The organism is Microbacterium sp. XT11, from assembly GCF_001513675.1.
GTDB lineage: Bacteria > Actinomycetota > Actinomycetes > Actinomycetales > Microbacteriaceae > Microbacterium.
In genome coordinates this window covers 2,923,902-2,949,044 of sequence record NZ_CP013859.1, presented here as the reverse complement: position 1 = coordinate 2,949,044, position 25,143 = coordinate 2,923,902, and the positions used below count along the sequence as shown (strand labels likewise).

The window sequence follows — 25,143 nt, the reverse complement described above, 5'->3', positions numbered from 1 at the left end:
TGGGGGAGAAGGAGCGACGATGTCAGACGGGGACCAGGGCGAATTCCTGATCGTTACGGGCATGTCCGGGGCAGGCCGCACCACCGTGGCCAACGCGCTGGAAGACCTCGGATGGTATGTGGTCGACAACCTCCCGCCCCAGATCCTCCGCCCATTTCTCGACCTCACCGACATGGGCGGCGACGCCCTCCCGAAGATCGCCGCGGTCGTCGACGTGCGAGGACGCAACCTCTTCGACGACTTCCCCGGCGTCGCCCGTGCTCTGCGGTCGCGCGGGTCCGTCCGAGTGCTTTTCCTGGACGCGTCCGATGACGTGCTCGTCCGTCGTTTCGAGGCCGTCCGCCGTCCGCATCCGCTGCAGGACGACGGAACGCTTCTCGACGGCATCCGCACCGAACGATCCCGTCTCGCACCCGTTCGGGAGGCGGCTGACCTGGTGATCGACACCTCGTCGCTCAACATCCATCAGCTGGCGACCAAGGTCTCCGACCTGTTCTCCGAGGAGGGGGCGGCGCGTCATCGGGTGACGCTGCTCAGCTTCGGGTTCAAATACGGCCTGCCGACCGACGTCGACCTCGTCGCCGACATGCGGTTCCTGCCCAATCCGTTCTGGAACGAAGAGCTCCGCGGGCTGACCGGACAGGACGAGGCCGTCCGGGAGTACGTGCTGTCTCGCGAAGGCGCGTCCGAGTTCCTCGAGGCATACGCCGCAGCGCTCACGCCGGTGCTGGAGGGGTATCAGCGTGAGAACAAGAGCCACTCCACGGTGGCGATCGGATGCACCGGCGGCAAGCACCGATCCGTCGCGATGGCGGAGGAGCTGGCTCGCCGGTTGGCGGCCGTCCCGGGAGTTGCCGTGAACGTCCGTCACCGAGACCTCGGGCGAGAGTAGCGGCGCCCGCGGCCGAGTAAGCTGGAGGTTTGCGTCGCGATCCGACGCGTGATCGTGAAGGAGTCCCGTGGCACTAACCACCGACGTCAAAGCCGAACTCGTCAGCATCCGCAACGCGCCGCCGACGGTGCGGGTGGCCGAGGTGACCGCGATTCTTCGGTTCGCCGGTGGTCTGCACTCGATCGCGGGCCGTGTGGCTGTCGAGGCCGAGGTGGACGCCGAGGTGCTCGCACACCGCGTCGCGCGTGACCTCGCGGAGATCTACGGCGTGCGCCCGGAGATCGCCCAGGTGCAATCGAGCACGGCCAACGACGGTGCCCGCTGGGCTGTCCGCGTGATTGCGGCAGGGGAGACCTTGGCTCGCCAGACCGGACTTCTCGATCAGCGTCGTCGGCCCGTCCGCGGACTCCCGAACAGGCTCACGACGGGATCGCGCGCCGAGATCGCCGGCCTGTGGCGCGGGGCGTTCCTCGCCGCAGGGACGCTCAGCGAGCCGGGACGCTCCGCGATGCTCGAGATCTCCTGCCCTTCGTCCGAGGCCGCCATGGCCCTCGTCGGCGCTGCACACCGCCTCGGTGTCGCGGCGAAGGCGCGCGAGGTGCGCGGCATGCCCCGCGTCGTGGTGCGCGAAGGCGAGGCGATCCGCACGATGCTCAGCGAGATCGGCGCGCATCGCACGGCCGTCGCGTGGGAAGAGATGCGCCAACGTCGAGAAGTGCGCGCCGGCGTGAACCGCCTGGTGAACTTCGACGACGCGAACCTGCGACGCTCCGCTCAGGCCGCGGTGGCGGCGTGCGCACGTGTCGAGCGCGCTCTGGAGATCCTCGGAGAGGACGTGCCGGAGCACCTCAAGGTGGCCGGCGAGCTGCGTCTTGCGCACCGGGACGCAAGCCTCGACGAACTCGGCCACCACGCCGACCCGCCCATGACGAAGGACGCGGTGGCGGGCCGCATCCGCCGCCTGCTTGCGATGGCGGACAAGCGCGCGCAGCAGGAGGGGATTCCCGGCACGGAAGCCGCTGTTCCCGCAGGTCTCGACGTCTGACGTCACACGCGGAAGGTTCCTGTCCGGCGTCGCGTTGTCGTCACTAGGATGAAAGTGTCCGCTCCGCACCGCACTTCGGCGTGGCGGAGGATCGGCAAGCGCCGCGGCGCGGCGCGGATTGGATGAATGCGACATGGCAACCTATACGCTCCCCGACCTGCCCTACGACTACGCAGCCCTCGAGCCGCACATCAGCGCCAAGATCATGGAGCTCCACCATGACAAGCACCACGCGGCCTACGTCGCCGGCGCGAACACCGCGCTGGAGCAGCTGGCGGAGGCGCGCGAGACCGGCAACCTGGCGAACGTCAACAAGCTGGAGAAGGACCTCGCCTTCAACCTCGGTGGTCACGTCAACCACTCGATCTTCTGGACCAATCTCTCGCCGAACGGCGGCGGTCAGCCGGAGGGTGAGCTGAAGGCGGCCATCGACGAGTTCTTCGGTTCCTTCGAGAAGTTCCAGGCGCACTTCACCGCGGCCGCCACGGGAATCCAGGGCTCCGGCTGGGCTGTGCTGAGCTGGGACCCGATCGGCGCGCGACTGATCATCCAGCAGCTGTTCGACCAGCAGGCGAACACGGCGCAGGGCACGATCCCGCTGTTCCAGCTGGACATGTGGGAGCACGCGTTCTACCTCGACTACCTGAACGTCAAGGCGGATTACGTCAAGGCGGCATGGAACATCGCCAACTGGGAGAACGTGGCCCAGCGCTTCGATGTAGCCCGCGAGAAGACGAGCGGGCTGCTGGTACTGTCGTAACCAAGACGGGCGTCCCGACGGACTTCTCGCCCGTCGGGACGCCGTTGTCCATGCTTCTCTAGTTTGAAACCGCGCATTCGCGCATGAGAAATCAGGAGACCTTCGTGTCTGTCAAGATCGGTATCAACGGCTTCGGCCGCATCGGACGCAACTACTTCCGCGCGGCTCTCGCGCAGGGCGCGGACATCGACATCGTCGCGGTCAACGACCTCACCGACAACAAGACCCTGGCGCACCTGCTGAAGTACGACTCGGTCGGCGGGGTGCTCGACGCGGAGATCAGCTACGACGACGAGAGCATCACCGTCAACGGCAAGGCGATCAAGGCGTTCGCCGAGCGTGACCCCGCCAACCTCCCGTGGGCCGACCTCGGCGTCGACATCGTGATCGAGTCGACCGGCTTCTTCACCAAGGCGGAGCTCGCCAAGAAGCACATCGACGCCGGCGCCAAGAAGGTGCTCATCTCCGCTCCCGGAACGGGCGTCGACGCCACGTTCGTGATGGGTGTGAACGAGGACACCTACGACCCGGCATCGCACCACATCATCTCCAACGCGTCGTGCACCACCAACTGCCTCGCCCCGCTGGCAAAGGTGTTCAACGACGCTTTCGGTATCGACCGCGGCTTCATGATGACCGCGCACGCGTACACCGCTGACCAGAACCTGCAGGACGGGCCCCACAGCGACCTGCGCCGCGCTCGTGCGGCGGCGATCAACATCGTCCCCGCCTCGACCGGGGCTGCGAAGGCCATCGGCGAGGTGCTGCCCGAGCTGAACGGCAAGCTCAGCGGATCGTCGTACCGCGTTCCGGTCCCCACCGGGTCGATCGTCGACCTGACCCTCATCACCGACCGTGAGAACCTCACCGTCGACGAGGTCAACGAGGCATACAAGAAGGCCGCTGCCGAGGGGCGTCTCGCCGGCTACCTGCAGTACAACGAGGATGCCATCGTCTCGAGCGACATCGTGCACAACGCGCACTCGTCGATCTTCGACTCCACGCTGACCAACGTCAGCGGCAACCTCGTGAAGGTCTCCAGCTGGTACGACAACGAGTGGGGCTACTCCAACCGTCTCGTCGACCTCACCGAGTACGTGGCCGAGCGTCTCTGAGCTCGAACCATGACTCTGCGCACCCTGGACTCACTGGGTTCGCTCGAGGGCAAGCGCGTCATCGTCCGTTGTGACCTGAACGTCCCGCTCCGGGACGGGGTCATAACGGACGATGGCCGTGTTCGCGCCTCGCTGCCGACCCTCAATGCCCTCATCAACGCCGGCGCCCGCGTCGTCGTGTGCTCGCACCTCGGCCGCCCCGACGGTGCTCCCGACCCCCGGTACAGCCTCGAACCGGTCGCCCAGCGGCTGGCCGAGCTCCTCGGCAAGCCGGTCGCCTTCGCCCGCGACACGGTCGGCGAGTCCGCACGTGACGCCGTCGCCTCGCTCGAGGACGGCGAGGTCGTCGTGCTCGAGAACCTGCGGTTCAACCCCGGAGAGACGTCGAAGGACGACGAGGCACGCGGGGCCTTCGCGGCGCAGCTCGCGGAACTCGGCGACGCGCTCGTCTCCGACGGCTTCGGCGTGGTGCACCGCAAGCAGGCGAGCGTCTACGACCTCGCGCAGCTGCTGCCGTCCGCCGCCGGCTTGCTGATCGCGACCGAGCTGGACGTGCTCGACCGTCTCACCGAGAACCCCGAGCGTCCGTACGCCGTGGTGCTCGGCGGCTCCAAGGTCAGCGACAAGCTGGGCGTCATCTCGCACCTGCTGCCGCGCGTCGACCGCATCCTCGTGGGCGGCGGCATGCTCTTCACGTTCCTGAAGGCGCAGGGCCACGATGTCGCTGCGAGCCTTCTCGAGGAAGACCAGCTCGACACGGTGCGCGGATACATCGCCGAGGCCGCCGAGCGCGGTGTCGAGCTCGTCCTGCCGACGGATGTGGTCGTCGCGGAGAAGTTCGCCGCCGACGCGGCGCACGAGGTCGCCCGCGCGGACGCGCTCGAGGACACGACCTTCGGCGCCTCCGGAATCGGTCTCGACATCGGGCCCGAGACCGCCGCCGCGTTCGCCGAGGTGATCCGCGGTTCGAAGACGGTGTTCTGGAACGGTCCCATGGGCGTGTTTGAGTTCCCGGCGTTCGCGGCTGGGACCAAGGCAGTCGCCGAGGCGCTCACGAAGGTCGACGGACTCGGCGTCGTGGGCGGTGGCGACTCCGCCGCGGCCGTGCGCCAGCTCGGGTTCTCCGACGATGCGTTCGGCCACATCTCGACCGGTGGCGGGGCAAGCCTCGAGTTCCTCGAGGGAAAGAAGCTTCCGGGACTCACCGTCCTGGGATGGGAGTGACGACGATGGCGACGAACAAGCGCACCCCGCTGATCGCGGGCAACTGGAAGATGAACCTCGACCACCTCCAGGCGGTCGCGTTCGTGCAGAAGCTGCACTGGACTCTCAAGGACGCGAAGCACGAGGACGGTTCGGTCGACGTCGCCGTCTTCCCGCCGTTCACCGACCTCCGGAGCGTGCAGACGCTCATCGACGCCGACAAGATCCCCTTCGCTCTCGGTGCTCAGGATCTGTCGGTCCATGACTCGGGTGCGTACACCGGCGAGGTGTCGGGTGCCTTCCTCAGCAAGCTCGACGCGACCTACGTGATCATCGGCCACTCCGAGCGGCGCGAGTACCACAACGAGACCGACGAGGTCGTCGCAGCGAAGGTCCGGGCGGCGCTGAAGCACGGGATCGTCCCCGTGATCTGCGTCGGTGAGACGGCCGAGGATCTCGAGAAGTTCGGTGCGAGCGCTGTTCCCGCTGGCCAGCTGGAGGCGGCGTTGCAGGGCGTGTCCAAGGATGCCGACATCGTGGTGGCCTACGAGCCCGTCTGGGCCATCGGCTCCGGACAGGCAGCGACTCCCCAGCAGGCTCAGGACGTGTGCGCGGCCCTGCGCGGCGTGATCGCGAAGGTGCTCGGAGAGGACGCTGCGTCTCGCACGCGCATCCTGTACGGCGGGTCCGTCAAGGCGGCGAACATCGCGAGCTTCATGCGTGAGCCCGACGTGGACGGCGCACTGGTCGGCGGGGCGAGCCTCGTCGTCGACGAGTTCGCCGCGATCATCCGGTTCGAGAAGCACGTCGGCGTGTGAGTGTGGCGGGGCCGCGGCCCCGCCACACCGTATACTTGACCGTTACCGGGGCAGTCGTGCCCCAGCGAAAGGCTCTTCCTCGTGGATATTCTCGAGTTCGTTCTGCAGGTGCTGCTGGGCATCACCAGCGTCCTGCTGACTCTCCTCATCCTCCTCCACAAGGGTCGCGGAGGCGGCCTGTCCGACATGTTCGGCGGAGGCATGTCCTCGGCCGTCGGCTCGTCCGGTCTCGCGGAGCGGAATCTCAATCGTTTCACGGTGGTGCTCGCGCTCGTCTGGTTCGTGGCGATCGTGGCACTCGGTCTCATCACGAAGTTCGAGGTGATCTGATGGCAACGGGAGGAAACGCCATTCGTGGCACGCGTGTCGGCTCCGGCCCTATGGGCGAGCAGGACCACGGGTATCACGCAGACCGCATCGCGGTCTCGTACTGGGACGGGCTCGGCAATGAGACCGTGCGCTATTTCGCAGCTGGACTGCCGGAGGACGAGATCCCGGAGATCATCGACCATCCACAGACCGGTCTGCCTGCCGGGCGCGACAAGGACAACCCGCCTGCCCTCGCCAAGACCGAGCCGTACAAGACGCACCTCGCGTACGTCAAGGAACGTCGCACCGACGAAGAAGCGATGCAGCTTCTCGAGGACGCGCTGGCTCAGCTGCGGGAGCGCCGCGGGCAGTAGTCGTTTCATGAAACCGCCACGATCATTCGGATCGTGGCGGTTTCTGCATGCCGGACGGGATCCGCTGTCCAGTGGATATCAACGGCACCCGGACGCCGCGTCGATGTATGCCTGAGGCGGGAACCCGTACGCCCAGACGCCGTTCGCGTCGTCGGTGTAGCCCATGCCTATCGCCCATGCGGTCGCCCACTTCTCGATGCTGTCCTGGGTGGACGCGTCGTACATGCCTTCGCACTTGACGCTGATGGCGTGGCCGACCTCGTGTGCGACGAGGGACTTGCTGCTGTACGAGGGCCAGCGCTCCGCGACGGAGTCGGACAGCTGGATCGCTGCGCGATCGGGGTCGTCCCACCACCACGTCGTCAGCCCGCCCATGCTTCCTCCGTTCCCGGCACCGTTCACGACCGGGCTCCAGTCGAACTCGAGGAGCACCCCCGGCGCGAGCGAGCGCGCGAAGGCCTCGACCTCGAGACGGGCGGACAGCAGCGGGCCCGCCTTCTCGGCCAGCTCCGCCTGTTCTGAGGAGAGCACCTGAGCTGCGGCGTCCTGCAGGGTGCCGAAGGCGGACGCGGCGTCGTGATCGAGCGAGGTCCGCGACGCGACATCGGATGCGGCAGCACGCAGCGCGACGACGTCGTCGTTCCGCGCCGAGACGTGGGCGGTCTCGAACGTCGCTGCGGCTGCTGCGGACGTCGAGAGCACCGCGAGTCCGGCATCCGACACCTCTGCACGGGACGCGAGCAGCGACGGCGCCGTCGCCGTGATCTCGGTGTCGAGATCGTCCACGTGGCCGCGCGCCTGGTCGACCTGCGTCGCGGCGGCGAAGAGATCCCAGAACCAGAACGGTGCATCCGGGGCTTCCGGGACGTCGCGGTCGAGCAGGGTCTCGGCCGACCCAGCGACCACAGCGCTCTTCTGGAGGGCATCGGAGAGCGGTGCGACGGCGGCGGGGTCGACCAACGGCGCGGGGGAGCGGTCGCTGATCACGCGCGCCGTCGACACCGTGTCCTGCAGCGTCCTCAGGTAGCCGCGCAGCTGCTGCACGTCGTCGCCGAGCGTGCTCATGGCCGTCGAGAATGCCTGTGCGGCCCGGTCGTATGCAGCAGATGCGGCCACCTGTGCGGCAGCGGCGCCGCCGATGCAGACCGCGAACACTGCGAGAAACGTGAGCAGCCGACGGCGGCGGCGGACCGGCATCCGCACCGTGGGCGCGTCATCGGAGAACGCAGGCGGCATGTCGTGGCCGCCTGCTGCGGAGCCACTCGCGTCGGTCACGATTCACCTCCGTACAGAAAAGGTCCCCGTCCGTACAGAAAAGGTCCCCGCCGAACGACGAGGACCTGATGTGGAGGGGGTGACGGGAATCGAACCCGCGCAATCAGTTTGGAAGACTGAGACTCTACCATTGAGCTACACCCCCGAAACCGGAGTTCCGGACTCATCGATCATAGCGGACTCTGAAGGGTGCTCCCGTCCGTTAGACTCTTGGGGGCCGAATCTGCGGATTCCCCGGGGCGTAGCTCAGCTTGGTAGAGCGCCCGCTTTGGGAGCGGGAGGTCGCAGGTTCAACTCCTGTCGCCCCGACACGGCACACTTCAGCCTCACAGCCGCGTGTCAGCGCGGGAACCACAAGGAGAACACACCAGCATGGCGAACAGCACCGTCGAGAAGCTGACCCCGACCCGGGTGAAGCTCAGCATCACGGTCACCCCCGAAGACCTCAAGCCCAGCATCACGCACGCATACGAGCACATCGCTCAGGACGTGCAGATCCCCGGCTTCCGCAAGGGCAAGGTTCCGGCGCCGATCATCGACCAGCGCATCGGACGCGGCGCGGTCATCGAGCACGCCGTCAACGAGGGCCTCGACAAGTTCTTCCGCGAGGCCACCGTCGAGCACAAGCTGCGCATCGTCGGCCGTCCGTCGGCTGAGGTCGTCGAGTGGCCGAGCGAGAAGGACTTCTCCGGCGACCTTCTGGTCGACATCGAGGTCGACGTGCGGCCCGAGATCGAGCTCCCCGACTACGACGGCATCACCCTGACGGTCGACGCGGTCGAGGCTGATGAGGCCGCCCTCGACGCCGAGCTCGACCGCCTTCGTGCGCGCTTCGGCACCCTCATCCCCGTCGACCGTCCGGCGGCGAAGGGCGACTTCGTCGAGCTCGACCTCGTCGCGACCATCGACGGTGCCGAGATCGACCGCGCAGAGGGCGTCTCGTACGAGGTGGGCTCGGGCGAGCTGCTCGAGGGCATCGACGACGCGATCGAGTCGCTGACCGCCGGTGAGGACACCACCTTCCGCTCGACCCTCGTCGGCGGCGACCACGCCGGTTCCGAGGCCGAGGTCTCGGTGACCGTCAAGTCGGTGAAGGAGCGGGAGCTCCCCGAGGCCGACGACGACTTCGCGCAGATCGCCAGCGAGTTCGACACGATCGCAGAGCTTCGTGCCAGCCTCGCCGAGCGGGTCGCGCAGCAGGGTGTCTTCACCCAGGGTTCGGCCGCACGCGACAAGCTCGTCGAGACTCTGCTCGAGCAGATCGACATCCCTGTGCCGCCGCAGCTCATCGAGGACGAGGTGCACAACCACCTCGAGAGCGAGGGCCGCCTCGAGGACGACGTGCACCGCGCCGAGGTGACCGAGGCGAGCGAGAAGCAGTTCCGCACGCAGGTGCTGCTCGACACCATCGCCGAGCAGGCCGACGTGCAGGTGTCGCAGGAGGAGCTGTCGCAGTACCTCATCCAGTCCGCAGCGCAGTACGGCATGGCTCCGCAGGAGTTCGTCGAGGCTCTGCAGTCGTCGAACCAGCTGCCGGCCCTGGTCGGCGAGGTCGCCCGCAACAAGGCTCTCGCGATCGCCCTGGGGAAGGTGAAGGTCGTCGACACCAACGGCAAGCCCGTCGACCTGAGCGACTTCATCGTCACGGACGACGAGGACGAGGCGCCGGCCGCAGAGGCTGAGACCGAGGAGAAGCCGGCCAAGAAGGCCCCTGCGAAGAAGCCGGCCAAGAAGGCCGACGCCGACGCTGAGGAGAAGCCTGCGGCCAAGAAGCCTGCGGCCAAGAAGGCTCCGGCCAAGAAGACCGCCGCGGCCAAGGCCGACGAGAAGGCGGCCGACAAGGCCGAGTGATCGACCGATCGACCAGAAGGGCGGATGCTGCGGCATCCGCCCTTCTCGCATCCGAGGGAAGGAAACGGCATGACCAGTTGGAGCGACCGCATCGACGAGGTGTGGGCCGACGCGTCGGGGGAGGAGGTCGGCGACGAGATCATCGCCCGCATCGACGCCCTCGCCGCGGAGCGCGGTGAGGACGACGGTCGTGCGGAGTTCGAGCGCGCAGGGGCACGCGATTCCGCCGGGCGTCCGGAGGAAGCCGTCGAGCTCTATCGGCGGGCACTGGAGCTCGGACTGGACGAGGACCACCGTTCGCAGGCGATCGTGCAGCTCGCGAGCTCGCTGCGAAACCTCGGTCGGTTCGATGAGGCCCTTGCGCTCATCGAGGGCGAGCGCGAGAGAGCAGGGGCCGGCCCGTACCGCGACGCGATCGCCGCGGTGCACGCGCTCACCCTGGCCAGCGCCGGGCGCCCGGCCGAAGGGCTGTCGGTGGCGCTCCTCGCGCTCGTCCCGCACCTGCCGCGCTATCACCGTTCGATGACCGCGTACGCCCGCGAGATCGCTGACGCCGACACCTGATATGCCGACGGCGAACATGACCTGGAGCGCGTGTTGTCGCCGGTAGATTCGAATCACCGAAACACGGAAACAGGAGCTGACATGGCTGAACCCCTGGTCGCGACGAGCGTCTTCGACAGGCTGCTCAAGGATCGCATCATCTGGCTGGGCTCTGAGGTGCGGGATGAGAACGCGAACGAGATCTGCGCGAAGATCCTCCTTCTCGCCGCCGAGGATCCCGAGAAGGACATCTACCTCTACATCAACTCGCCCGGCGGATCGATCACCGCAGGCATGGCCATCTACGACACCATGCAGTTCGTGCCCAACGACATCGTGACGGTCGGCATCGGCATGGCTGCCTCGATGGGGCAGCTGCTTCTCACGAGCGGCACCAAGGGCAAGCGTTACATCACGCCGAACGCGCGTGTGCTGCTGCACCAGCCGCACGGTGGATTCGGCGGTACGGCGAGCGACATCCAGACGCAGGCGCAGCTGATCCTGTCGATGAAGCGCCGCCTGGCCGAGATCACCGCGGCCCAGACCGGCAAGTCCGTCGAGCAGATCAACGCCGACGGCGACCGCGACCGCTGGTTCACCGCCGATGAAGCCCTCGAGTACGGATTCGTCGACCACATCCGCGAACACGCCAGCGACGTGCACGGCGGCGGCGGCACCGGCGCGGACAAGTAAGGCAGGACAGCACACATGTACACACCCACCTTCCGTTCCGCAGGCACCCTTCCCTCGAGCCGCTACATCCTCCCGCAGTTCGAGGAGCGCACGGCTTACGGCTTCAAGCGCCAGGACCCGTACAACAAGCTCTTCGAGGATCGCGTCATCTTCCTGGGCGTCCAGGTCGACGACGCGTCGGCCGACGACGTGATGGCACAGCTCCTGGTCCTGGAGAGCCAGGACTCCGAGCGCGACATCACGATGTACATCAACTCGCCCGGTGGCTCGTTCACCGCGATGACGGCGATCTACGACACGATGCAGTACGTCGCGCCGCAGATCCAGACCGTCGTGCTGGGCCAGGCGGCATCCGCGGCGTCCGTCCTGCTCGCGGCGGGCGCGCCCGGCAAGCGCCTCGCGCTGCCCAACGCCCGCGTGCTGATGCACCAGCCGGCGATGGGTGAAGCCGGGCACGGTCAGGCGTCGGACATCGAGATCCAGGCCGCGGAGATCCTCCGCATGCGCACCTGGCTCGAGGAGACGATGGCGCGTCACACCGGCAAGTCCGTCGAGCAGGTGAACCGCGACATCGACCGCGACAAGATCCTGTCCGCTGAAGACGCCAAGGAGTACGGCATCGTCGACCAGGTTCTGACGACGCGCAAGCGCTCCTGAGTTCACAGGCGCGAAAGGGCGGCGATCCACGGATCGCCGCCCTTTCGTCGTCTGCAACGGACGAGCGAACGAGGTCGGCCGATGTGCTCATATGAGCAATCGCGTGCGCAGAGGGTGAACCCGTCGTAGGCTGAGAGTGAAGGAGGATGCCGTGGAGGACGAACTCACGATGGTCCGCGTCGCCGAGCTGTACTACGACGAGGACAAGACACAGGACGAGATCGGCGGCATCCTCAAGCTCTCGCGATGGAAGGTGGGGCGTCTGCTCACTCAGGCCAGGGAGCGCGGAATCGTGCGCATCGAGATCGTCCATCCGCGCGCACGACGTCTGGGGCTCGAGCGCCAGCTCGTCGAGCGTCACGGACTCGCGGCCGCCGTGGTCGTGCCTGCGCCCGACGGTGACGAAGGGACCCTGGAGCGCGTGGCTCACGCCGCCGCCGACTATCTCAGCGCGATGCGCCCCGTGCCGCGCACGCTCGGCGTGAGCTGGGGGCGTACCCTGCGCGCCGTCGCCGAAGCCCTGCCCGACGGGTGGGCGACGGGAGTCACCGTCGTCCAGCTCAACGGCGGAGTCAGCCTCAACAGGCGCTCCGGAGGAGCCGCGGGACTCGCCGTCACCATCGCACAGCGCGCGTCGGGGCAGGTCTCCCTGCTGCCGAGCCCGGCGATCCTCGAGCGAGTCGAGACGAAGCAGGCCATCGAAGCCGACCGAACGGTTGCGGCCGTGCTGGCGGAGGCAGCCGAGGCGCAGGCGTTCCTGTTCACGGCCGGGCCGTGCGACGCGAGCTCCGCGCACGTCGAGAACGGCTATCTCACGGCATCCGACGTCGAGGAGCTCGCGCGCCGCGGAGCGGTCGGCGATGTGCTCGGCCGCTACATCGACGCGGACGGGAACATCGTCGATCCCCAGCTGGACGCCCGCACGGTCGGGGTGGGGCTCGAACGCCTGAGGGCGGCGAAGCGCGCCATCTTCGTCACCGCCGGCTCAGCCAAACATGACATCGCGCGCACGGTCGTCACCAGCGGACTGTGCAGCGTGCTTGTGACAGATGAGAACACAGCCCGAGCATTGTTGGAGGAACAGTGACAACCACAGAACTCACCCGCCGCACCGCGGTGGACGTGCTGGGCGGTGAGCCGGACGACGCCACTCTCCGCCGCTTCCTGCACGGGCTCCCGGGTGTCGACGCGGTCGGCCTCGAACAGCGTGCGGCGAGTCTCGGCACCCGCTCGATCAAGACGACGTCGAAGGCGTGGGCTCTCGACACGATCATCCGTCTGATCGACCTCACCACTCTCGAAGGCGCCGACACGCCAGGCAAGGTGCGCTCCCTCGCGGCGAAGGCGAAGACCCCGGATGCTTCTGACGCGTCGACGCCTCGCGTGGCGGCGGTGTGCGTGTACGGCGACATGGTCGGCTACGCCGTCGACGCCCTCGGCGAGCTGCACGGCGACCCCGACGACGGGAAGATCTCGGTCGCCGCCGTCGCCACGGCCTTCCCGAGCGGGAGGGCGTCCCTGGCGATCAAGCTCGCCGACACGGCAGAAGCCGTCGCCGCCGGGGCGGACGAGATCGACATGGTGATCGACCGCGGAGCGTTCCTCTCCGGGCGCTACGGATTCGTCTTCGACCAGATCGCGCAGGTGAAGGAAGCGTGTCGGCGTCCTGACGGTTCGTACGCCTCGCTCAAGGTGATCCTGGAGACCGGTGAGCTGAACACCTACGACAACATCAAGCGCGCGTCGTGGCTGTCCATCCTGGCCGGAGGCGACTTCATCAAGACGTCGACGGGCAAGGTGCAACCTGCCGCGACGCTGCCGACGACGCTGCTGATGCTCGAGACCGTTCGCGACTGGTACCGCGGCACGGGGGAGAAGATCGGCGTGAAGCCGGCCGGCGGCATCCGCTCGTCGAAGGATGCCGTGAAGTACCTCGTCACCGTCGCCGAGACCGCCGGCGAGGAGTGGCTCCAGCCGCACCTGTTCCGCTTCGGCGCGTCCAGCCTGCTCAACGATGTGCTGCTGCAGCGTCAGAAGCTCACCTCAGGCCACTACTCGGGCCCCGACTACGTCACGATCGACTGACGGGAAGAAGAACATGTCATTCCTGGAATACGCACCGGCACCGGAGTCGAAGGCGATCCTCTCCCTCAAGGACAGCTACGGACTGTTCATCGACGGTGACTTCGTCGACGGCAGCGGGAGCAGTTTCGTCACGATCTCGCCCGCAGACGAGTCGCGAATCGCGGAGATCGCGTCGGCGTCGGACGATGACGTCGACCGTGCCGTCGCCGCGGCTCGCCGAGCATACGAGAAGACCTGGTCGAAGATGAGCGGTCGCGACCGCGGGAAGTACCTCTTCCGCATCGCGCGCCTCGTGCAGGAGCGCTCGCGCGAGCTCGCCGTGGCCGAGAGCCTCGACAACGGCAAGCCGATCAAGGAGAGCCGCGACGTCGACGTGCCTCTCGTGGCCTCCTGGTTCTTCTATTACGCAGGCTGGGCGGACAAGCTCGACTACGCGGGCCTCGGTGCGAACCCGCGCGCGCTCGGGGTGGCTGGCCAGGTCATCCCGTGGAACTTCCCGCTGCTGATGCTGGCGTGGAAGCTCGCTCCCGCCCTCGCCGCGGGCAACACGGTCGTGCTCAAGCCCGCCGGGACCACGCCGCTGACGGCGCTGATCTTCGCGGAGATCCTGCAGCAGGCCGACCTCCCCGCCGGTGTCGTGAACATCGTCACCGGAGCGGGCGCGACCGGCGCGGCGCTCGTGCGGCACCCGGATGTCGACAAGGTGGCGTTCACCGGCTCGACCGGGGTCGGCCGGGACATCGCTCGCGCGGTCGCAGGCACCGGCAAGAAGCTCACGCTGGAGTTGGGTGGCAAGGCCGCGAACATCGTGTTCGACGATGCGCCGATCGACCAGGCCGTCGAAGGCATCGTCAACGGCATCTTCTTCAACCAGGGGCACGTGTGCTGCGCCGGCAGCCGCCTGCTCGTGCAGGAGTCGATTCACGACGAGGTCATCGATCGGCTGAAGCACCGTCTGTCGACGCTGCGCCTGGGCGATCCGCTCGACAAGAACACCGACATCGGCGCGATCAACTCCGCCGCGCAGCTCGCCCGCATCCGCGAGCTCAGCGACATCGGCGAGGCAGAGGGCGCCGAGCGCTGGACCGCCGACTGCGCGATCCCTGAGAAGGGATTCTGGTTCGCTCCGACGATCTTCACCGGCGTCGAGGCGTCGCACCGCATCGCGAGGGACGAGGTCTTCGGCCCTGTGCTGTCGGTGCTCACCTTCCGCACGCCCGCCGAGGCCATCGCCAAGGCGAACAACACCCCCTACGGTCTGTCCGCCGGCATCTGGTCTGAGAAGGGATCGCGCATCCTCGCGGTCGCCGACCGGCTCCGGGCGGGTGTGGTGTGGGCCAACACGTTCAACAGATTCGACCCGTCGAGCCCGTTCGGAGGCTACAAGGAGTCCGGATACGGCCGCGAGGGCGGCCGCCACGGACTCACGGCGTACCTGCAGGGAGCAGCATCATGAGCAAGCGACTGACCGTGCCGAAGACCTACAAGCTCGCGATCGGCGGCGCCTTCCCGCGCAGCGAGTCCGGACGTACCTACGAGGTGCAGTCGGCCAAGGGCACGTTCCTCGCCAACGCGGCGAAGGCCTCACGCAAGGACGCCCGTGATGCCGTTGTCGCCGCGCGCGGCGCCGTGAAGGGGTGGTCCGGCGCGACGGCGTACAACCGCGGCCAGGTGCTCTACCGCGTGGCCGAGGTGCTCGAGGGCCGGCGCGCACAGTTCGTCGACGAGATCGTCGCCCAAGAGGGCGTCTCGAGCGCGGCCGCCGGCGCCCAGGTCGACGACGCCATCGATCTCTGGGTCTGGTACGCGGGGTGGTGCGACAAGTACGCCCAGGTGGCGGGTAACGCGAACCCCGTCGCAGGACCGTACTTCAACATCTCGGTTCCTGAGCCGACCGGCGTCGTGGCGATCGTCGCGCCGCAGGACTCTGCCCTCCTCGGTCTCGTGTCGGTCGTCGCCCCGGCCCTGGTCGCGGGCAACACCGTCGTCGTGCTCGCGAGCGAGCGGTATCCGCTGTCGGCGATCAGCCTCGCCGAGGTGCTCGCGACGAGCGACGTGCCGGGGGGAGTCGTCAACGTGCTCACGGGATCTCCCGCTGAGATCGCGCCCTGGCTCGCGTCGCATCAGGACGTCAACGCCCTCGACCTCGCCGGTGCCGGCGACCTCGACTGGGTGGACCTGCAGATCGCGGCCGCCGAGACGCTCAAGCGAGTGCTCCCGCCGGGGGCCGTCGTCGCGTCGCCTGAGCGCATCGCCGCCTTCACCGAGGTGAAGACGGTGTGGCACACGAAGAGCATGGTCTGATCGGCGAGGATCGCGGCGGGCCTCTGGAGTGACCGGGGCCCGTCTTCGTCCCGACCACGGCTTCGTCCGCGGCGCGCGGATCCGGACGCGCAGCACGGACTCCGCGCCAATGCGTCCCAGTGTCGGATACAGCGGTTAGGCTCAGAACACGATCTCGGCATCCTGAGGAGGACGCGCATGGCCCGCATCGGTGAAAGCGCTGACCTGTTCAAGTGCTCCTTCTGCGGAAAGAGCCAGAAGCAGGTGCAGCAGCTCATCGCCGGCCCCGGTGTGTACATCTGCGACGAGTGCGTCGAGCTGTGCAACGAGATCATCGAAGAGCGGATGGCGGAGTCCGCGGCCGAGGGCACGGCAGACTTCGACCTTCCGAAGCCTCGGGAGATCTTCTCGTTCCTCGAGGAGTACGTGGTCGGGCAGGAGCCCGCGAAGAAGGCGCTGTCTGTCGCCGTGTACAACCACTACAAGCGCATCCGTGCGCATGGCGCGCTGCAGCCGGCCGAGCAGAAGGCTGAGAGCGTCGAGATCGCGAAGAGCAACATCCTTCTGATCGGACCGACGGGCTGCGGCAAGACGTACCTCGCGCAGACCCTCGCGAAACGGCTCAACGTGCCGTTCGCCGTGGCAGACGCGACGGCTCTGACCGAGGCAGGTTACGTCGGCGAGGACGTCGAGAACATCCTCCTCAAGCTCATCCAGGCGGCGGACTACGACGTCAAGCGCGCGGAGACCGGCATCATCTACATCGATGAGGTCGACAAGATCGCGCGCAAGGCGGAGAACCCGTCGATCACCCGCGACGTCTCGGGCGAAGGCGTGCAGCAGGCGCTCCTCAAGATCATCGAGGGCACCGTGGCCTCGGTTCCTCCGCAGGGCGGACGGAAGCACCCGCACCAGGAGTTCCTGCAGATCGACACCTCGAACGTCCTGTTCATCGTCGCGGGCGCGTTCGCCGGTCTCGAGGACATCGTCTCGGCGCGCGTGGGCAAGCATGGCATCGGCTTCGGCGCCCCGCTGCACGACAAGGGCAAGGACCTCGACCTCTTCAGCGAGGTGCTTCCCGAGGACCTGCACAAGTTCGGGCTCATCCCGGAGTTCATCGGGCGCCTCCCCGTGGTGACCTCGGTGTCCCCGCTCGACCAGGACGCGCTCATCGACATCCTGACCGGGCCGCGCAACGCGCTCGTGAAGCAGTACCAGCGTATGTTCGAGCTCGATGGCGTGCAGCTCGAGTTCGAAGACGACGCGCTGCGCTCGATCGCCGACCTCGCGGTCGAGCGTAAGACCGGTGCCCGCGGACTGCGCGCGATCCTCGAAGACGTGCTGGGGCCGATCATGTTCGAGATCCCCTCCGTCGACGACGTCGCCAAGGTGATCGTGACGCGCGCGTCGGTCGATGAGGGCGCGCCGCCCACGATCGTCATGGAGCGCAAGCGCAAGAGTGCGTGACAGCTCGCCCGACGACGGTTGCGGCATCCCGCGGACCGTCGCGGATCGCTGGAGGGTCTGCGCACCGACGACTGTGCGCGAGCCACCCGGGGCGCTCAGCTGTCGAGCCCGCGCCGCTCGAGGAGCGGGCGGATGTCGGCGTCGCGACCGCGGAAGTCGCGACAGGCCTCCAGGGGATCCTTCGAGCCGCCCACGGCGAGCAGCCGCGAGCGGAACCGCTCGCCGTTCTCCCGGGTGAGCCCGCCGCTCTCGCGGAACCACTCGACCGTGTCGGCGTCGAGCACCTCGCTCCAGATGTAGGAGTAGTAGCCCGCGCTGTACCCGCCGGAGAAGACGTGCGCGAAGTACGACGACGAGTACCGGGTGGGGACGAGCGGATCATCGAGCCCGATGTCGGCGAGGGCTGCCGCTTCGAACGCCGCGACGTCGTCCACGCCGTCCGCGTCCGCGCCGAGCCGATGCCACGCCTGATCGAGCCAGGCGGCCGCGAGGTACTCGCTGGTGGCATGTCCCTGATCGAAGGCCGTCGTGGCACGCAGGCGCTCGACGACGGCCTGATCGAGGGGCTCGCCGGTCTCGTGGTGACGCGCGTAGTTGTCGAGCACCTCGGGCCACAGGATCCACATCTCGTTGACCTGGCTCGGGAACTCGACGAAGTCCCGGAACACGTTCGTGCCGGCGAAGTGCGGGTACGTCACATGTGCGAACAGGCCGTGGAGCGCATGCCCGAACTCGTGGAAGAGGGTGGTGACCTCGTCGAGGGTGAGCAGAGTGGGCTCGCCGTCGCCCGGTCGGGGGACGTTGAGGTTGTTCACCACGACTGGACTCGTACCGCGCAGCGTCGACTGGCTGACGATCGAGTTCATCCACGCACCGCCGCGCTTGGAGTCGCGTGTGTACAGATCGAGGATGTAGAGCCCGAGCGCGGTGCCGTCCTCCTCGAACACCTCGAAGACCCGAGCGTCGGGATGGTAAGCGGGGATGTCAGGCCTCTCGGCGAACGTCACACCGTACAGCCGCCGTGCCGCGAAGAACACGCCGTCGCGCAGCACGCGCTCGGCTTCGAACCAGGGCCGCAGCGCCGCGGTGTCGATGTCGTACCGCTTGACGCGGACCTTCTCGGTGTAGAACGCCCAGTCGTGCGCCTCGATCGCGAAGGGTTCCGGTTCCTCCTCATCGATCAGGGCCTGGAGCGCAGCGCCCTCCGCGCGTGCGTTCCGCGCGGCTGGAGCAGCCAGGTCGCGCAGCATCCGCTCGACCGCCTGCGGACTGCCGGCGGTCTCGTCGGCCGTGACGTATGCCGCGTGGGAGTCATAGCCGAGGAGCATGGCCCGCTCGGCTCTGAGGCGAGCGATCTCGCGCAGCACGGGTCTGTTGTCCGCCGCATTCTCCCTGGCGCCGCGGAGGCGTGAGGCGGTCATGATCCGCTGACGTGAGGCCCGGTTGCGAAGGTGCGCCAGATACGGGTGCCCGGTGAACAGCGGCAGGTTCACGACGTACGCACCGTCGAGGCCCCGGTCTGCGGCGGCCCGCGCGGCCGCCGATAGCTCACCCGTGCCGAGCCCGTCGAGCTCATCCGCCGACGTGAACACGACGGCGAGGTCGTTCGTGTCGGCGAGAAGATTGCGCTCGAACGTGTTGCTGAGCGCGGAGAGCTGCTGGTTGAGGAGTGTGAGGTGCGCCTTCGCAGCGTCGTCGAGCGCGGCGCCGGCGTGCGTCATCTCACGGTGGTGGCGCTCGACGAGGTACCGCTGCTCTGCCGTGAGACCGAGCGCGTCACGCTGGTCGTACACCTGCTGGACCCGCCAGTACAGCGCGCTGTCGAGCATCACCGCATCGCGATGCGCGGCCATGAGGGGAGCGAGCTGCTCATCGACCGCCTGGATCTCGGGCGTCGCGTCTGCGGAGCTCACGGTGTAGAACGCGTGCGACAGGCGTTCGAGCAGCGCACCGGCGTGCTCGAGTGCCTCGATCGTGTTCTCGAATGTCGGCATCGAACGGACCATGGTGATCCTGGCGATCTCGCGACGGTGCTCGTCGAAAGCGGCGCGGAACGCCGGCAGATAGTGCTCGGGTCGGATCGCGCGGTAGTCGGGCATGCCGTACGGCAGTGCGGGCGAGACGAGCAGGGGGTTCGAGGAAGCCGTCATTCTGCGAGCCTATCCAGGTGGGGGGCTCGTCGCGTCGCAGGGATGTCGTCCCGGTCGTCCGGAGTCGTCGCCGCACACTGAATCGCCAAGCACGGCGTGCAAAGAAATGTTTGCAAAGAATCGTTTGCAACGGTATCTTTGGATGCATGACGAACGAGCCACAGGGAAGGGTGCTGGATGCCGGGGCGTTGAAGGCTCTGGCGCATCCGCTCCGCGTGAAGATCTTCGACCTGCTGAGCGAGCGAGGTCCGCAGACCGCCAGCTCGCTGGCTGCGCTGGTCGGGGAGACGTCCGGCTCGATGAGCTACCATCTGCGAGCTCTGGCCGCGCATGACCTGATCCGCGAGGTCGAAGGCCGGGGGACTGCGCGCGAACGCTGGTGGGAGCGCCCGAAAGGTCGCATCAACCTGCCCGGTCCTGACGAATCGATGACGCCGTCGGGCCGTGCGGCAGCGCAGATCGTGACCGCGGAGTTCTTCCGCTTGCGCCACGAGACCCTCATGGCGTACCTCAACCGCTCCGAGGCCGAGGTGCCCGAGGAATGGCGCGATGCGGGGATCGTCATGACGACCTTCCTCGACCTCACTCCGAGTCAGATGGCGGAACTCCGTGCTGAACTCAGCAGTGTGGTCGACGCGGCCGTCGAACGATACCGCGGACAGACCGGACCGGATGTGCGCAGGGTCACACTCCGCGCCGAGTTGTTCGACGTCCCGACCCCTGCGAAGACGACGAACGTGACGGAGGAGTCATGACCAGCGCCGCATTGCGCCTCGCTTCGCCCACACGTGTCGAACGCGGGCTTCTCGCTCTCGCCGCGCGCCTCACCGCGTTCGTGGAGCATCGCGTCGCGGAGCGTGCCGCGCGCCGTGAGCTCGCGCTCGATCTGCTTCGCGAGCAGCAGTCGCGGAGGGCCGATCCTCGTGCGGTGGAGCATCTGCTCGCGCTATCGGGCCTGCCGCGTCGCTGATCGCCGCGATCCGTCGGCGCAGGAACGGGGGCGCGTCAGTCGTCGAACGGTCGGGCGACGACCTCGCCCGACGCCGTCTGGACGACCTCCCACCCCGCATCGAGCTCGGCGATCGCGCGCCCTTCGAGCCAGGTGAGCGTCCAGTGCCCGGAGAGCCCGCGTCCCTCGACCTCGGCGATCGCCGCACGCAGAGCGGCAGGAACGGATGCCGGGGGCTCCGACCCCGCGGCCCATCGCGTACCGAGCTGCATCATGCCCCCTCTGCTGGAGCGAGCTCGATCGCGGTGACGGCGAGCTCTTCCGCCTCGGTGAGTTCGAGCTCCGCGATGCGGCCGACGGCACGGAGGTCGTCGGCCGCTGCCCGGAGGGCTTCGATCGTGTCGGACGGTGCTGCGATCGCAGCGCGCGAGACCGGAGTCTTCTGCGACGCCTTCGCCTCGGTCTTCGCGCGACGGATGCCGATCAGAGCGGCGCTCGCGGCGGCGAGCACGGCCGGGTCGCCCTCGATGCCGAGCGGGGCGGGCCAGGTCGCCGTGTGCACGGAACCCTCCTCGAACCACGACCACGCCTCCTCCGTCGCGAACGACAGGATCGGCGCGAGCAGACGGAGCAGCGTCGACAGCGCGAGGCGCAGCGCGAGGGCAGCGGACGCCTGCCCCACGTCGGCCTGGTTGTAGGCGCGTTCCTTCACCAGCTCGAGGTAGTCGTCGCAGAACGTCCAGAAGAACGCCTCCGTGACCTCGAGTGCCTTCGCCTGGTCGTAGTTCTCGAACGCCTTCGTCGCCTCGGTGATCACGGAGTCGAGGGCGGCCAGCATCGAGGCGTCGAGCGCGTGGGTGATCTCGGCGCCCTCCGGCACCGGGAAGGACAGCACGAACTTCGCCGCGTTGAGGACCTTGATCGCCAGGCGGCGCCCGATCTTCACCTGCGTCGGGTTCTGCGGGTCGAAGGCGGCGTCCATGCCGAGACGGCTTGACGCGGACCAGTAGCGCACGGCATCCGACCCGTGGGCGTCGAGGATGTCTGCCGGGGTCACCACGTTGCCCTTGGACTTGGACATCTTCTTGCGGTCGGGGTCGACGATGAAGCCGCTGATCGCCGCGTTGCGCCACGGCGAGCGCCCGTCTTCGAGTGTCGAGCGCAGCATGGTCGAGAACAGCCAGGTCCGGATGATGTCCTGGCCCTGCGGACGCAGGTCGAAGGGGGCCACCAGGTCCCACAGCTCCTCGTCACGCTGCCAGCCGCCGGCCAGCTGAGGGGTGAGCGACGACGTCGCCCAGGTGTCGAGGATGTCGGCCTCGGCGTCGAACCCTCCCGGCACGCCGCGCTGCTCCTCGGTGTAGCCCGGCGGAACGTCGGTCGTCGGATCGATCGGCAGGGACGAGAGGTCGGGCGTGAGGACGCGGTCGTAGTCGCGCTCCCCGTTCTCGTCGAGGGCGTACCAGAGCGGGATCGGCACGCCGAAGAACCTCTGCCGCGACACCAGCCAGTCACCGGTGAGCCCGCCGACCCAGTTCTCGTAGCGCACGCGCATGAAATCGGGGTGCCAGGTCAGCTCGCTGCCGTGCGCGAGGAGCTGGTCGCGCAGCCCGGCATCACGCGCGCCGTTGCGGATGTACCACTGACGCGTCGACACGATCTCCAGCGGCCGGTCGCCCTTCTCGAAGAACTTCACCGCGTGATTGAACGGCTTGCCGACGGCGGTCATGTCGCCGGTCTCCTGCAACTTCTCGACGATCGCCTTGCGCGCCGAGAACACCGTCTTGCCCGCGAGGTTCGCCTCGTACCATGAGATCGCCTCGGGGTTGCGCACCGAGGCGGGGGCGTTCGGCAGGAAGCGGCCGTCGAGCCCGATCGTGGTCATGTTGGGAAGCTCGGCGCCGTCGGTCGTGCGCAGCTCGCGCCACCACACGATGTCGGTCACGTCTCCGAAGGTGCAGACCATGGCGGCGCCCGTGCCCTTGTCGGCGAGCGCGAGGTGGTGTCCGTGGATCTCGATCTCGGCGCCGAAGAAGGGCGTCTTCACCTTCGTGCCGATGAGGTGCTTGTGCGGACCCTCCGGGTGCGTCACGATCGCGATGCAGGCGGGGAGCAGCTCGGGACGGGTGGTCTCGATCGTGATCGCGCCCGAGCCGTCCGCGAAGGGGAAGTCGATCGTGTGGTACGAGGCCTGCTGCTCGCGGTCCTCGAGCTCCGCCTGTGCGATCGCCGACCGGAAGTCGATGTCCCACAGTGTCGGCGCCAGCGCCTGGTAGGCCTCGCCGCGCTCGAGGTTGCGCAGGAACGCCAGCTGGCTCTGCCGGATGGTCTCGTCGGAGATCGTCCGGTACGTCTGGGTCCAGTCCACGCTCAGGCCGAGCTGGCGGAAGAGGGCTTCGAAGTGCTTCTCGTCTTCGACGGTGAGCTTCTCGCACAGCTCGATGAAGTTGCGGCGGCTGATCGGCACCTGGTCGGCCGCGCGCGACGACTTGTTGTCTCCGCCCTCGAACGGCGGGGTGAAGTCGGGGTCGTAGGGGAGCGACGGATCGCAGCGCACCCCGTAGTAGTTCTGTACGCGGCGCTCGGTCGGTAGGCCGTTGTCGTCCCAGCCCATCGGGTAGAACACGGTCTTGCCGCGCATGCGCTCGAAGCGCGCCTTGATGTCGGTGTGCGTGTACGAGAACACGTGGCCGATGTGCAGGGATCCGGATGCCGTCGGCGGCGGAGTGTCGATCGAATACACGCCCTCACGGCCGGCCTGGGCTGCCCGGATGCGGTCGAACAGGTAGGTGCCCTGTTCGGCCCAGGCGTCGTTCCACTTCGCTTCGAGACCTTCGAGCGCGGGCTTGTCGGGTATCACGGACATGAGGTCTCCTCGAGCGATGTATGCGGCACTGTGTGAGCGTGCCTGAGTGTGAGTGTGTCCCCAGTGTACCGAGCGGGTAACGGAGCCGGCGTACATCGACCGCGTCCAAAAATCGGCCCTAGACTGGCAGCATCCCGAATCTCTCGTACCGAGGACGTCCCATGCCTGCACGCGCTGCGCGTCGCCTTGTTCCCTTCGCCGCCGTCGCGGCGTCCGCCGCTCTCGCCCTCAGCGCCTGCGCGCCCGCCTCGGGAGGTGACGCGTCCAGCGAGCTCGTGTGGTCGATCGAAGGCGCGAACCTGTCCGCCGGCCACATGGATCCGCAGGTCAGCCAGCTCGACGTGTCCGGTATGGTGCAGCGCGCCGTGCTCGATTCGCTGGTCTTCCAGGAGGAGGACGGCTCGTTCACCCCTTGGCTGGCGACGAAATGGGAGGTGTCGCCCGACAGCACCGAGTACACCTTCACCCTTCGCGACGACGTGACGTTCACGGACGGAGAGAAGTTCGACGCCGCCGCTGTGAAGGCGAACTTCGACCGCATCGTCGACCCGAAGACGAAGTCCGCCCAGGCGGCGAGCATGCTCGGAGCCGACTTCTACGACGGCACCGAGGTGATCGACGAGCACACCGTGAAGGTCAGCTTCACCCAGCCCTACGCGCCGTTCCTGCAGGCGGCGAGCACGCCCCAGCTCGGCTTCTACTCGCCCAAGGTCCTCAAGGAGTCCGCCGGCCAGCTCAAGGCCGGGGGGCCCGGGGTGACGGTCGGCACCGGGCCCTTCGAGCTGACCGAATACACGCCCGACCAGGAGCTCGTGTACACGCGCAACGACGACTACGCGTGGGGCCCGCACGGTGAGAAGGCGCCGAAGTTCGAGACGCTGCGGGTGGAGATCCAGCCCGAGGCATCCGTCCGTGCCGGCGTCGTCACCAGCGGCGAGGCCGACCTCGCGAGCAACATGCCCCCCAACCTCGTCGGCGAGCTGGGCGACGGCGTGACGGTCGACTCCATCGAGTACCCCGGGCTGCCCTACTCGCTCTACCTCAATGAGAAGTACGGCGTATTCGCCGACGAGAAGGTGCGTCAGGCATTCGCGCGAGGTATCGACATCGACGCCGCCGTAGAGGAGATCTTCTTCGGCCAGTTCCCCCGCGCCTGGAGCATCCTGGGGTCCACGACGCCGGGATATGACGCCGCTCTCGAGGGCACGTGGCCGTATGACCCGGACGAGGCGAACCGCCTCCTCGATGAGGCCGGCTGGACGCAGCGCGACGATGACGGCATCCGTATGAAGGACGGCGCCCGCCTGTCGGTGCGCTGGATCGCGTGGACACCCGTTCCGGGCGACCGTACCGCGCTGGCGAACGCGATCCAGTCCGACCTGAAGAAGGTGGGCATCGACGTCGTGCGCGAGGTCCTCGACCCGGGTGCCTACAACGAGCAGTACGAGCCCAAGACGTTCGACCTCACCGACTGGGGCTTCTCCGGCGTCGACCCGGATCTGCTGCGCAGCCACCTCCACACCGACGGATTCCAGAACGCGTCCCAGGTGTCCGACCCGTCGATGGACGCGCTCCTGGAGGAAGCGGTCGCCAGCAGCGACGCCGAGGCACGCAACGAGCTGTACACACAGGTGCAGGAGTGGAACGCGCAGCACGTGGCGATCGTGCCGCTGTACAGCCCGTCGGCCATCACGGCCGTCGGCGACCGGGTGAGCGGACTGCAGTACGACCTCTACGGTCGGCCGCTGTTCTACGATGTGAGCGTCGGCTGATGACCTTCCGCCGGTGAGCGCGGCGGGATCGATCGT

General features: G+C 67.8%; 24 protein-coding genes and 2 tRNA genes. 21 read left to right on the top strand and 5 right to left on the bottom strand.

The annotated features are described in order from the left end of the window. Positions 1-19 precede the first annotated feature (19 nt). From rapZ to AB663_RS13995, 8 genes are all read left to right on the top strand, one after another. Positions 20-892 carry an RNase adapter RapZ gene (gene rapZ / locus AB663_RS14030; protein WP_067200467.1) on the top strand — a complete coding sequence of 291 codons (873 nt, stop codon included), beginning with the start codon at positions 20-22 and terminating at the stop codon, positions 890-892. A gap of 67 nt (positions 893-959) precedes the next feature. Continuing rightward, positions 960-1,937, top strand: coding sequence for a DNA-binding protein WhiA (whiA, locus tag AB663_RS14025; protein WP_067200464.1), 978 nt, complete (start codon positions 960-962; stop codon positions 1,935-1,937). Positions 1,938-2,070: 133 nt separating this feature from the next. Next, positions 2,071-2,697, top strand: coding sequence for a superoxide dismutase (locus AB663_RS14020; RefSeq protein ID WP_067200461.1), 627 nt, complete (start codon positions 2,071-2,073; stop codon positions 2,695-2,697). A 104-nt stretch (positions 2,698-2,801) separates the two neighbouring features. Further along, positions 2,802-3,812, top strand: a complete 1,011-nt coding sequence (gene gap / locus AB663_RS14015) for a type I glyceraldehyde-3-phosphate dehydrogenase (RefSeq protein ID WP_067200458.1) — start codon at positions 2,802-2,804, stop codon at positions 3,810-3,812. Between the two features lie 9 nt (positions 3,813-3,821). Further along, complete coding sequence (locus AB663_RS14010) at positions 3,822-5,036, top strand: phosphoglycerate kinase (protein WP_067200456.1); 1,215 nt, start codon at positions 3,822-3,824, stop codon at positions 5,034-5,036. Positions 5,037-5,041: 5 nt separating this feature from the next. Continuing rightward, the gene (tpiA, locus tag AB663_RS14005; RefSeq protein ID WP_067202776.1) at positions 5,042-5,833 is read left to right on the top strand and encodes a triose-phosphate isomerase; all 792 of its coding nucleotides are present in this window, start codon (positions 5,042-5,044) and stop codon (positions 5,831-5,833) included. A gap of 81 nt (positions 5,834-5,914) precedes the next feature. Further along, the gene (gene secG, locus AB663_RS14000) at positions 5,915-6,163 is read left to right on the top strand and encodes a preprotein translocase subunit SecG (protein ID WP_067200453.1); all 249 of its coding nucleotides are present in this window, start codon (positions 5,915-5,917) and stop codon (positions 6,161-6,163) included. Continuing rightward, a complete protein-coding gene (locus AB663_RS13995; protein ID WP_067200450.1) occupies positions 6,163-6,516 on the top strand; it encodes an RNA polymerase-binding protein RbpA in 354 nt (117 codons plus the stop codon). Before secG ends, AB663_RS13995 begins: the two co-directional genes overlap by 1 nt. A 78-nt stretch (positions 6,517-6,594) precedes the next feature. On the opposite strand, the gene AB663_RS13990 is transcribed toward AB663_RS13995, so the two are convergent. Together AB663_RS13990 and AB663_RS13985 are read right to left on the bottom strand one after the other, a co-directional pair. Then, positions 6,595-7,791: a hypothetical protein gene (locus AB663_RS13990; RefSeq protein ID WP_067200447.1), complete on the bottom strand. Its 1,197-nt coding sequence runs from the start codon at positions 7,789-7,791 to the stop codon at positions 6,595-6,597. A gap of 71 nt (positions 7,792-7,862) precedes the next feature. Then, a tRNA-Gly gene (locus AB663_RS13985) sits at positions 7,863-7,936 on the bottom strand. A 90-nt stretch (positions 7,937-8,026) separates the two neighbouring features. Here AB663_RS13985 and AB663_RS13980 point away from each other — a divergent pair. The 10 genes from AB663_RS13980 (at position 8,027) to clpX (ending at position 17,370) form a co-directional block, all read left to right on the top strand. After that, positions 8,027-8,100: transfer RNA gene (locus tag AB663_RS13980), tRNA-Pro, on the top strand. Positions 8,101-8,163: 63 nt separating this feature from the next. Further along, the gene (gene tig, locus AB663_RS13975; protein ID WP_067200443.1) at positions 8,164-9,642 is read left to right on the top strand and encodes a trigger factor; all 1,479 of its coding nucleotides are present in this window, start codon (positions 8,164-8,166) and stop codon (positions 9,640-9,642) included. Between the two features lie 69 nt (positions 9,643-9,711). After that, positions 9,712-10,206: a tetratricopeptide repeat protein gene (locus AB663_RS13970; protein WP_067200440.1), complete on the top strand. Its 495-nt coding sequence runs from the start codon at positions 9,712-9,714 to the stop codon at positions 10,204-10,206. 33 nt (positions 10,207-10,239) lie between these two features. Beyond that, positions 10,240-10,878, top strand: coding sequence for an ATP-dependent Clp protease proteolytic subunit (locus AB663_RS13965; protein ID WP_257720785.1), 639 nt, complete (start codon positions 10,240-10,242; stop codon positions 10,876-10,878). Between the two features lie 15 nt (positions 10,879-10,893). Next, positions 10,894-11,535, top strand: coding sequence for an ATP-dependent Clp protease proteolytic subunit (locus AB663_RS13960; RefSeq protein ID WP_067200433.1), 642 nt, complete (start codon positions 10,894-10,896; stop codon positions 11,533-11,535). 151 nt (positions 11,536-11,686) lie between these two features. After that, a complete protein-coding gene (locus AB663_RS13955) occupies positions 11,687-12,622 on the top strand; it encodes a sugar-binding transcriptional regulator (RefSeq protein WP_067200430.1) in 936 nt (311 codons plus the stop codon). After that, positions 12,619-13,620, top strand: a complete 1,002-nt coding sequence (gene deoC / locus AB663_RS13950) for a deoxyribose-phosphate aldolase (protein ID WP_083511252.1) — start codon at positions 12,619-12,621, stop codon at positions 13,618-13,620. The genes AB663_RS13955 and deoC overlap by 4 nt, the downstream gene beginning before the upstream one ends. A gap of 13 nt (positions 13,621-13,633) precedes the next feature. Beyond that, positions 13,634-15,076, top strand: coding sequence for an aldehyde dehydrogenase family protein (locus AB663_RS13945; protein ID WP_067200425.1), 1,443 nt, complete (start codon positions 13,634-13,636; stop codon positions 15,074-15,076). Next, positions 15,073-15,924, top strand: a complete 852-nt coding sequence (locus AB663_RS13940; protein WP_067200421.1) for an aldehyde dehydrogenase family protein — start codon at positions 15,073-15,075, stop codon at positions 15,922-15,924. The genes AB663_RS13945 and AB663_RS13940 overlap by 4 nt, the downstream gene beginning before the upstream one ends. Before the next feature lie 177 nt (positions 15,925-16,101). Beyond that, positions 16,102-17,370 carry an ATP-dependent Clp protease ATP-binding subunit ClpX gene (gene clpX, locus AB663_RS13935; RefSeq protein ID WP_067200417.1) on the top strand — a complete coding sequence of 423 codons (1,269 nt, stop codon included), beginning with the start codon at positions 16,102-16,104 and terminating at the stop codon, positions 17,368-17,370. Between the two features lie 95 nt (positions 17,371-17,465). Here clpX and AB663_RS13930 read toward each other — a convergent pair whose 3' ends face one another. Continuing rightward, entirely contained in the window at positions 17,466-19,520 is a 2,055-nt protein-coding gene (locus AB663_RS13930; protein ID WP_067200413.1) for a M3 family metallopeptidase, read from the bottom strand. Between the two features lie 146 nt (positions 19,521-19,666). Here AB663_RS13930 and AB663_RS13925 point away from each other — a divergent pair, with 146 nt between their 5' ends. After that, entirely contained in the window at positions 19,667-20,275 is a 609-nt protein-coding gene (locus AB663_RS13925; RefSeq protein ID WP_067200409.1) for an ArsR/SmtB family transcription factor, read from the top strand. Beyond that, positions 20,272-20,490: a hypothetical protein gene (locus tag AB663_RS13920; RefSeq protein WP_067200406.1), complete on the top strand. Its 219-nt coding sequence runs from the start codon at positions 20,272-20,274 to the stop codon at positions 20,488-20,490. Before AB663_RS13925 ends, AB663_RS13920 begins: the two co-directional genes overlap by 4 nt. Positions 20,491-20,525: 35 nt before the next feature. On the opposite strand, the gene AB663_RS13915 is transcribed toward AB663_RS13920, so the two are convergent. Both AB663_RS13915 and valS read right to left on the bottom strand, forming a co-directional pair. Continuing rightward, on the bottom strand, positions 20,526-20,744 hold the full coding sequence (locus AB663_RS13915; protein ID WP_442922632.1) for a hypothetical protein: 219 nt from the start codon (positions 20,742-20,744) through the stop codon (positions 20,526-20,528). After that, positions 20,741-23,335 (bottom strand): valine--tRNA ligase, encoded by a 2,595-nt coding sequence (gene valS / locus AB663_RS13910; RefSeq protein ID WP_067200403.1) that lies wholly within the window; start codon positions 23,333-23,335, stop codon positions 20,741-20,743. The genes AB663_RS13915 and valS overlap by 4 nt, the downstream gene beginning before the upstream one ends. Before the next feature lie 161 nt (positions 23,336-23,496). Here valS and AB663_RS13905 point away from each other — a divergent pair, with 161 nt between their 5' ends. After that, positions 23,497-25,107, top strand: a complete 1,611-nt coding sequence (locus AB663_RS13905; RefSeq protein WP_067200399.1) for an ABC transporter substrate-binding protein — start codon at positions 23,497-23,499, stop codon at positions 25,105-25,107. Positions 25,108-25,143: the final 36 nt, after the last annotated feature.

Excerpts from the sequence above, each read along its gene's own strand:
- AB663_RS14020 (WP_067200461.1), top strand. The coding sequence starts at position 2,071 with ATGGCAACCTATACGCTCCCCGACCTGCCCTACGACTACGCAGCCCTC.
- AB663_RS13930 (WP_067200413.1), bottom strand. The coding sequence starts at position 19,520 with ATGACGGCTTCCTCGAACCCCCTGCTCGTCTCGCCCGCACTGCCGTAC.
- AB663_RS13940 (WP_067200421.1), top strand. The coding sequence starts at position 15,073 with ATGAGCAAGCGACTGACCGTGCCGAAGACCTACAAGCTCGCGATCGGC.
- AB663_RS14010 (WP_067200456.1), top strand. The coding sequence starts at position 3,822 with ATGACTCTGCGCACCCTGGACTCACTGGGTTCGCTCGAGGGCAAGCGC.
- AB663_RS13995 (WP_067200450.1), top strand. The coding sequence starts at position 6,163 with ATGGCAACGGGAGGAAACGCCATTCGTGGCACGCGTGTCGGCTCCGGC.
- AB663_RS13915 (WP_442922632.1), bottom strand. The coding sequence starts at position 20,744 with ATGATGCAGCTCGGTACGCGATGGGCCGCGGGGTCGGAGCCCCCGGCA.
- clpX (WP_067200417.1), top strand. The coding sequence starts at position 16,102 with ATGGCCCGCATCGGTGAAAGCGCTGACCTGTTCAAGTGCTCCTTCTGC.
- AB663_RS13960 (WP_067200433.1), top strand. The coding sequence starts at position 10,894 with ATGTACACACCCACCTTCCGTTCCGCAGGCACCCTTCCCTCGAGCCGC.
- AB663_RS13905 (WP_067200399.1), top strand. The coding sequence starts at position 23,497 with ATGCCTGCACGCGCTGCGCGTCGCCTTGTTCCCTTCGCCGCCGTCGCG.
- AB663_RS13925 (WP_067200409.1), top strand. The coding sequence starts at position 19,667 with ATGACGAACGAGCCACAGGGAAGGGTGCTGGATGCCGGGGCGTTGAAG.
- rapZ (WP_067200467.1), top strand. The coding sequence starts at position 20 with ATGTCAGACGGGGACCAGGGCGAATTCCTGATCGTTACGGGCATGTCC.
- tig (WP_067200443.1), top strand. The coding sequence starts at position 8,164 with ATGGCGAACAGCACCGTCGAGAAGCTGACCCCGACCCGGGTGAAGCTC.
- AB663_RS13970 (WP_067200440.1), top strand. The coding sequence starts at position 9,712 with ATGACCAGTTGGAGCGACCGCATCGACGAGGTGTGGGCCGACGCGTCG.
- AB663_RS13945 (WP_067200425.1), top strand. The coding sequence starts at position 13,634 with ATGTCATTCCTGGAATACGCACCGGCACCGGAGTCGAAGGCGATCCTC.
- tpiA (WP_067202776.1), top strand. The coding sequence starts at position 5,042 with ATGGCGACGAACAAGCGCACCCCGCTGATCGCGGGCAACTGGAAGATG.
- valS (WP_067200403.1), bottom strand. The coding sequence starts at position 23,335 with ATGTCCGTGATACCCGACAAGCCCGCGCTCGAAGGTCTCGAAGCGAAG.
- AB663_RS13920 (WP_067200406.1), top strand. The coding sequence starts at position 20,272 with ATGACCAGCGCCGCATTGCGCCTCGCTTCGCCCACACGTGTCGAACGC.